The organism is Cellulophaga sp. BC115SP (genome assembly GCF_009905545.1).
Classification (GTDB): domain Bacteria; phylum Bacteroidota; class Bacteroidia; order Cytophagales; family Spirosomataceae; genus Flectobacillus; species Flectobacillus rivi.
Genome location: NZ_JAAALB010000095.1, coordinates 1 through 6,066, shown reverse-complemented (window position 1 = coordinate 6,066; position 6,066 = coordinate 1). Strand labels below are relative to the sequence as shown.

At 40.9% G+C, this 6,066-nt stretch carries 10 protein-coding genes; all 10 read right to left on the bottom strand.

What is annotated here, in order from left to right; translation table 11 throughout:
* Nucleotides 1-1,463: tail fiber protein (locus GVN22_RS26605; RefSeq protein WP_205691050.1), on the bottom strand; the 1,463-nt coding region annotated here is incomplete at its 3' end.
* Nucleotides 1,463-1,978, bottom strand: coding sequence for a DUF2190 family protein (locus GVN22_RS26600; protein WP_166554044.1), 516 nt, complete (start codon nt 1,976-1,978; stop codon nt 1,463-1,465). The genes GVN22_RS26605 and GVN22_RS26600, both read right to left, overlap by 1 nt.
* A gap of 32 nt (nt 1,979-2,010) precedes the next feature.
* Entirely contained in the window at nt 2,011-2,538 is a 528-nt protein-coding gene (locus tag GVN22_RS26595) for a hypothetical protein (protein ID WP_166554043.1), read from the bottom strand.
* 19 nt (nt 2,539-2,557) lie between these two features.
* Nucleotides 2,558-3,220 carry a hypothetical protein gene (locus GVN22_RS26590; RefSeq protein WP_166554042.1) on the bottom strand — a complete coding sequence of 221 codons (663 nt, stop codon included), beginning with the start codon at nt 3,218-3,220 and terminating at the stop codon, nt 2,558-2,560.
* A 55-nt stretch (nt 3,221-3,275) separates the two neighbouring features.
* The gene (locus tag GVN22_RS26585; protein ID WP_166554041.1) at nt 3,276-3,470 is read right to left on the bottom strand and encodes a hypothetical protein; all 195 of its coding nucleotides are present in this window, start codon (nt 3,468-3,470) and stop codon (nt 3,276-3,278) included.
* Between the two features lie 14 nt (nt 3,471-3,484).
* Nucleotides 3,485-4,222: a hypothetical protein gene (locus GVN22_RS26580; protein WP_166554040.1), complete on the bottom strand. Its 738-nt coding sequence runs from the start codon at nt 4,220-4,222 to the stop codon at nt 3,485-3,487.
* A complete protein-coding gene (locus GVN22_RS26575) occupies nt 4,215-4,673 on the bottom strand; it encodes a hypothetical protein (RefSeq protein ID WP_166554039.1) in 459 nt (152 codons plus the stop codon). The genes GVN22_RS26580 and GVN22_RS26575 overlap by 8 nt, the downstream gene beginning before the upstream one ends.
* A complete protein-coding gene (locus tag GVN22_RS26570) occupies nt 4,673-5,311 on the bottom strand; it encodes a hypothetical protein (protein ID WP_166554038.1) in 639 nt (212 codons plus the stop codon). Before GVN22_RS26570 ends, GVN22_RS26575 begins: the two co-directional genes overlap by 1 nt.
* Nucleotides 5,312-5,328: 17 nt before the next feature.
* Entirely contained in the window at nt 5,329-5,466 is a 138-nt protein-coding gene (locus GVN22_RS26565; protein WP_166554030.1) for a hypothetical protein, read from the bottom strand.
* Nucleotides 5,467-5,470: 4 nt separating this feature from the next.
* Nucleotides 5,471-5,935 (bottom strand): hypothetical protein, encoded by a 465-nt coding sequence (locus GVN22_RS26560; protein WP_166554037.1) that lies wholly within the window; start codon nt 5,933-5,935, stop codon nt 5,471-5,473.
* Between the last annotated feature and the right edge of the window lie 131 nt (nt 5,936-6,066).

The following is a 6,066-nucleotide window of genomic DNA, read 5'->3' as shown; positions in this document are numbered from 1 at the left end:
TAATAAAATGAGTTGACGAAAATGACTCTGTTACCATCGAGCGTCAGGTAACCAGACGGAGCGCTTGACTTGGCATAGGTAGGTGTACTATTTAAGCGAAGGTCATTTACTGAAATACCACTAGAAGAAATCACCTCCGAATTGATATGACCAATGTAATTCATTCCATCAAGAGTGCTACCATTGGGAGAATAGAACCTAAGGTTGCTCACCAATATAGAACCATTGATATAAAGTGGTTTCCCATCGATATTATCCCAATGATGATTATGCCCTGTCGGATTAAAGGAAGAGGGTTTTCCTGAAATACTATCCCAACTGTGTCCATGTCCCCAGTCAGCTTTTCCATCAAGTTTGGATTTGATAAGGTTGGTAGCTATAGGATTGGGACACCAATCTGCCCAACGGGAATTGTCTGTGACGACATCACAATGATAGCGAATGGTATTCCCATCTACCTGAACAATGTTATAGGCTCCATTAGAAAAGTTAATGGCAGAATCAACACTTCTGTCTCCTCCATTTTCTCTTAGAAGGACATTGAAAGCACCAGGCTTTCCATAAATGCTGTCCCAACTATGACCATGTCCCCAATCAGCCTTACCATCTAACTTGGATTTGACAAAACTGGTTGAAATAGGAGATGTTGTAGTGCCGTTATATCGTGAGTCGTCATTAACTACGTCGACGTTAAAACGCACTTGATTTCCAAATACAGAAGCACCAATAAAGCTACCATTACAAAAGTTGATATTTGTGTTATTGCCAGATTTAACTGTACCGTTTTCTTCTAAGTTAATCCCTGATATTTTGGCATTCCAACTTGAAATTTGACTATCTGTCACAAAGCGTTTATCGCTTGATTCTGTCACAAAAGCTGCACTAATAGCTTTCTTTGCCAGTGTCCCATCAGCTGCCGCAACAACGGGAGAATCTACAACTCCATTGTTAAAATCTGTTATCTGAACTTTTTTGGTCTGGATTTTTCCAGCTCTGGTATCGAATACGATATTGATCGTGTTATAGCAAGTGTCTTTAAAGGCAATTCCCCACCATGAGGCAATTTCGAAGTTGTATGTGGTACTATTTGCACCATCACCTGTTCCTTTGCTAATCGAATTGTTCCCATAGGTATTAAATCGAACAGCTCCACTCATAGAGCCACCTGCCAGTGGAAGATAGTTGTTTAAATCTGCCGCATTGGCTTTGGCGTTCCATGCCGATACCTGAGAGTCAGTTACGAATCTGTTGTTACTATCTTGAGCAATCAAAGAAGGTGAAAGTGAACCTACGGTTAAAGCTCCAGTTATCATTGTCGTGGTAAGTGCTTGCCATATCCCATCAAAATCTGTAGCCGAATTCTTCACAAAGAGCATATTGGCAGCACCTCCTGTAGGAAGTGTGCCAATAACCTTCTCAGTAGAAATCCCACTCGTTGATTTAAAAAGGACTTTTTCTTTCATTAGAGTGCAGTGGTTATAATCGACTGACCGAACTCTAAATGAATAGAGGTCGATGACAGTGCTTTCCCAATGAACTGGCTGATTTTGTTAGCAACGTTGTCTGGTGGTGTAGCAATAGCTGCTCCTGCCGAACCTAAATAATAGCGAGTTCCTTTGGCAAAGGTTGAACCCGAAATCGTTAATCGTCCTGCAATGGCTACCATCATTTGTTGTCCAACGGTTCCTGCTGTCAGGGCAACGCCTATTGCTTCTCTGTCAATAGAACCATTGTCGGCTAAAACAAAGCCCGTTGATGTTAACGCAACGAGCTTTCCTACCGTAATACCAGCTTCAGCACAGTTGTCTTTGAGTACAAAGTTTGAAATCTCATTGGGCAAAACAGATTCATCGAGTACCCCAACACCATTCAGCAGAACATATTCACCAGCATCAACTGCACCTACAGAGGTGTCGGTTGCCACGTTTGCATAAAGTTTACCACCCCCACTTTTTGAGATAACTTGTTTTTTTGCCATGATTTTAAATAGGTTAAGAACCTAGGTGAAACCTAAGCCAATGATGAGGTAATAATAGGCTCTGAGATTTCAAGAACCAGTTGAGTCGTAGCTAATGCTTTACCCACTCTTTGGGATAGCTTGTTGGCTACGTTGTCTGGAGGTGTTACTGTTACATCTCCAGTTGCACCCAAAAAGTAAGTTGACCCTTTGGTAAAAGTTGCGCCTGTGATGGTAAACTTACCACCTGTCAAAACGGACATTTGAGCACCGTTAACACCCACTGATACGGCAATACCAATGGCATCCTTTGTCAATGTGCCATTATCAGCAAGGACAAAGCCCGTTGAGGTCAGGGCTACCATTTTCCCTACAGCAATACCGCCTGTTTCGACACAGTTATCTTTGATAAGGAATCCTTTCATCCAATCTGGAATCACGGAATCATCAACGATACCTAAGTCGTTGAGCAACAAAAATCGACCAGCGTTAGCAGCAGTACCGTCAGACGTATCCGTTGCGACATTTACCTGCATTTTACCGTCAGTGGTCTTGATAATGGCTTGTTTTTTAGTTGGCATTTTAAATTAAGGTTTAGTTTTAAGTGAGAATTTGATTGATAATAGAAACTGAGAAATCTAGGTTGAGCTTTTCGGGAGTAAGTGACAAGCCAACACTTTGGGTTACACCTTGGGTTGTACTTCCATCAGGTGCGGATGGCATTAATTGTCCAGCAGGACCAGCATAGTAATTCGTATTAACAGCAAGTCCCCAATTAGCAATTTCAACGACCCCTTCCACTTGGATATGGAGTGTTTCTCCCACTGGAGCATTGTCTAAACTAATTCCTGTTGCTTTGAGATAATTTTCCTCTAATAGTGAATTGAAGTGATAGGCAAGCCCGTTTTTAATCGTGATTAAGCGACCTTTGACAATATATTCACCTGCCAAAACTTCCTGAAAATCGACTCCTTTGTAGACGGTTGTACTGTAGTGATTATTGACCTCACCATCGGGTTGAGTGTCATTATCTTTGTCATCTTTTAAAGCTTCGATTTTCTGAGAGAGATTTTGCATCGCCAATCTATCCTGAGCTAATACTTCAAGTAATAAATCGGTATCCTTGTCAATCTTAGCATTGGAGGCAGCCAATTCCTTTTGTGCTTTTTGGGTAAAAAACAACATTATCTTATCCCAGAAAAACCATATTGCTGCTAGTATTATCAGAAAGATGCTCCAAAGAGGATATTTGTGTTGTTTCATGATTCAACAAGCCTTGACTAAAAAATCAGTCAAGGCTATTTAGGTTTAGAGGCAATTACTTGTAAACTTTTTTGGAAGCAGCTTTTAGGGATTTACCCCATGTAGGTATTGGTTTTCCTGCTTTGCCAGCTTCGTAGATACTTTTCACAGCTTCCAGATTGACTTGCTTTACTTTCTTTTGAGCTGCTTTTTGTGCAGGAGAAAAGGTTCTTTTAGGCTTCTCCTCTGACTTGTTTTGGGTCTTTTTCATAGGTTATTGAGAGTTTAAGAGGTTTTTTTACGAATAAGGAGGTATGCAACTATACTCAACAAAATAACCGCACTAGGAATAATCCAAGCTAGAGGGTTATTCTTGGTTTCACTGGCTACACTTGAACCTGTGAGCTTACGAATTAAGAGTTTCCCTTTGGTTTTGACCGCTTGCCAGTATTCACCTTGCACACTGAGCCAGCTAATGTAGCCACCTTCATATAACTCACGGGGTCTTTTCAAAAGTCCTAGAAAATCATATTTGATGTTCTCGACATGAACCTTGTTGAACCAGTCGGGTGTGATGAAATTAGATACTTCAATACCATCAATCAAATAACCTTTCCCGTCCGTAGCATCTGCGACTTCCTCTACATAGAGCGGGTCGTCTTCATTTTCTTTAAACCCTGTAGTTTTTCGAAACTTCTTGAGATAAGGATTATGAACTATTTCCAGAATCTCATGTGAAAGAACATAACTGACCTTGGTGGAGAATCTAACTTTACCGAAAGGGACTCCATCGTCATCGACTCCATGAAAACCACCAAGGTCTTCGCCAATGTCATATTCGATGGTTACAAGGAAGTAACCTTTTGGTATTGAGTCGGTACTACTAAAAACCGTAGCTTGTGCTTCAATTGCCCAATAGGGTGCAAAATGTAGCGCCAATTGCTTGTTGATAGCTGCCACGATTTTTCGTAGTTGCTCACCATCTATTTCCTTTACTTTCGATACTACTCCGATTCTAATCATCCTTCTTTTTGAAATAGATAAAAATGGCAGTGCCTATGCCCACAATCGCCAAACCAACTATCCAAAGGATATTTTGACCTGTTCTTTGCAACTGTTGTTGCTGGACATTCGGGTCAGGTTGTTGGTTGTTGAGGTTAGAATCCTGATTGATGGCATTGGGGAAAATACTCGTAAAAAGTAGTCCCACACCTGCCAAAACTCCGCCCCAATTGGTATTGGTTTCCTTCTGAGCTATGACATTACCTTGGTTGTCTTTTACCTGCAAAGTTGTCCCATTGGCAGAAACAGGATTCTGTGTTTTTCCTGTAAAAATACCTTTAATCCCTCCCCAAATATTGGAGATAGCTTGTCCGACCTTGGTTTTGCCGTTTTTATCCGTATTTGTCTGGTTTGAACTATCCGTTTTGGAAGTATCCAAACCCTGTGAAGTGTCCGTTGGTGTCTTTTTCATTAGTCTTCTTTTTTACGGGTAACAATTGCCCAAATCGTGACACCAATCAACACAACACCAGCAATGATACCAAGTATTAAACCTGTTTTGGAATTTGTCCCAGCACCTGAGCCAGCCGCAGAGGTTGGAGGTGTCAATCCATCCTTTTTCTCTCCTTGATTTTGGGGTGATTCGGGATTATTGAGGTTAGATTCGTTTTCTTTTTTCTCCAATTCTGCATTCTTACTAGCCTTTTCCTTGTAATCTTTGTCGGTCATTACCTCTGAAGCTTTTACCCAATACAGGGCTGTTTTCAGAAAACTATCTTTATTGACATAAGGGTTATAAACCCAAAGTGAACCAGATACTTGATAAAAAAGGATGCCACCTTCAACTTCTGAACGACCTGTAGCAGTACCAACGTCAGAGAAGATTCCTGCCCACAACTTCATAACAGATTGCTGTGGTGGGTTAAGCGCATCTCCAACATAAGCATGAAGTTTATTGTTGGGGTCTGGTCGGGAGTTGCTATCATTCAAAATCCAGATAGGTTCATCTTTGGACATGAAGTCATAGTATTCTCCATTAGAACCTTTAGCTGCGAATGCGTAAACATTCTCTTTGTTGGTTTTTAGCAGCGTACCAGCTTGAATACTCATAATAATAGGTTTAGCGGTTATTCGTATTTATTGATTTTTCGAAGTTCTTTTTCCTTACGAAGCTGGATAAAATTGAGCATCATTCCTGACACATAGAAACCAGCGATACATAAGCCGACAAAGAAACTTCCGAGTTTTAAGAGTTTGTTAAACATCGTTTCAGGGGTATATTCGTGGATAGAGTTTTTGAATCATTAACCGCAAATCATTCGGAGAAACACTCTCAGGGTCGTGGTTGGGAAGTGGTACGCCTGATTTACAAAGTGCAACATAACAGAGGTCAGCACAACAAAAACCGTCTTGACTCAGCCCTATGGGATACAACATACTTCCCAAGACCCCACCCCAATTATAGGGTTTCCCTACCTTTCGTGCTACGTATTTTCGTGTCTCGACTTCGTAGTACCACGGAATTTCGTAGAACTCCCAATAAAACGGGTTTCGGTTTTGGTCTTCAGCAAAGATGTTTACACCTGTAAATTCATTGGAAGAACCGACCTTTCCATCTGAGAAAATTAGCTCGCAATGAATAAATTCACTTCTTAGAAAAGTCCTCATCAATTGATTGTAAAAGTCTTTTCCGTCGTGTTGATAGTGCTTAAAAGCAATCATGAATTTTCTCATCCTGCAACGACTTCTTCTTCCTTAGGTGGTAGTTTGGGATTTACGCCAGCATCAACGGCTTTGTAACCTAGATAGGATTCAAGACCTGCTTTAGTCATCTCTAGTTTTTCGTGCATCTCAGGAATAAACAC